Genomic DNA, 1,023 nt, shown 5'->3' with positions numbered 1-1,023 from the left:
GGACCAGCGGCGCGGCCGCCACGGCCTGCGACACCGACTCCGAATAGGCCCGCACCAGTCCTCCGGCTCCCAGCAGGATCCCCCCGAAATAGCGGACGACGACGGCCGCGACGTCGCTGAGGTCCGTCACCCCGGGCGCCGTCTCGCGTTTGAGCAGGGCCTCCAGCATGGGCGCCCCGGCCGTACCGGCGGGCTCGCCGTCGTCGTTGGAGCGCTGGACGCCCCGGTCCGGGCCCAGCAGGAAGGCGCTGCAGTGGTGCCGGGCGTCGTGGAATTCGCGGCGCAGCTCCGCGACCAGGCCGCGGGCCTGTTGTTCCGTTTCCACCCGCCGCAGCACCGTGATGAACCTCGAGCGTTTGATTTCGATCTCGTGCCGGTGCTCGCCGGCTACGGTGGTGTAGCTGCTGCCGGGGGACGGGGGACCCATAGGATCCAGCCTAGTGCGCCCGCACGGGGCCCTTGTCCGGCGGTCCCGCGCGTGCCTAGTCTGGGTGGCACAGGGCCGCGCCCGCGGGGCGGCCGGAGAACGCAACGAACGGCGGAACCATGGCGAAAAACCAACCGGAATTCGACCCGCGCGTCCAGGGCGGAGCGGGCCACGGCCCGGCCGCGCCCGACGGCGTCAACGAAGGGCGTGCATCGGCCGACCAAGGCGACTCGGCCAACCCTGATCCCGAGAGCCAGAACATCACCGGGCTGGAACCAGGCGGTGGCGTTCCGCCCGGAGAAACGCCGCCCGCCGAAGACCAGATGAGCGCCGACCAAGGGCACGAGGAGTAGCGGGCCCGGGCACTAAAGCCCGGGGGAGGCTGGACACGCCGCGGCGCGGCGCCTGTCCGCGTGCTGGCTAGACTAGGGCCGTGCTCAGAATCGGACTCACCGGCGGCATCGCCGCCGGAAAATCGCTGGCTGCCCGGCGGCTGGCCGAGCTCGGCGCCACCCTCATCGACGCCGACGCCATCGCCCGGGAAGTGGTAGAGCCCGGCACCGACGGACTGCGCGCCGTCGTCGACGCGTTCGGCC

The 1,023-nt window shown here is 72.5% G+C and carries 3 protein-coding genes; 2 read left to right on the top strand and 1 reads right to left on the bottom strand.

Annotation, left to right across the window (positions count from 1 at the left end; genetic code table 11):
* Positions 1-427 (bottom strand): IMPACT family protein (locus tag AC5RV2_RS18365; protein ID WP_494093520.1); only part of this gene is annotated, 427 nt, incomplete at its 3' end.
* 119 nt (positions 428-546) lie between these two features.
* Here AC5RV2_RS18365 and AC5RV2_RS18360 point away from each other — a divergent pair.
* Positions 547-780, top strand: a complete 234-nt coding sequence (locus tag AC5RV2_RS18360) for a DUF6480 family protein (protein ID WP_494093519.1) — start codon at positions 547-549, stop codon at positions 778-780.
* 80 nt (positions 781-860) lie between these two features.
* Positions 861-1,023, top strand: a 163-nt coding sequence (locus AC5RV2_RS18355) for a dephospho-CoA kinase (protein WP_494093521.1), incomplete at its 3' end; no start/stop codon positions are given.

The sequence above is a fragment of the Arthrobacter sp. Y3225116 genome (assembly GCF_059091245.1).
The sequence above is the reverse complement of the archived record's forward strand: the minus strand, read 5'-3'. Positions and strand labels throughout refer to the sequence as shown.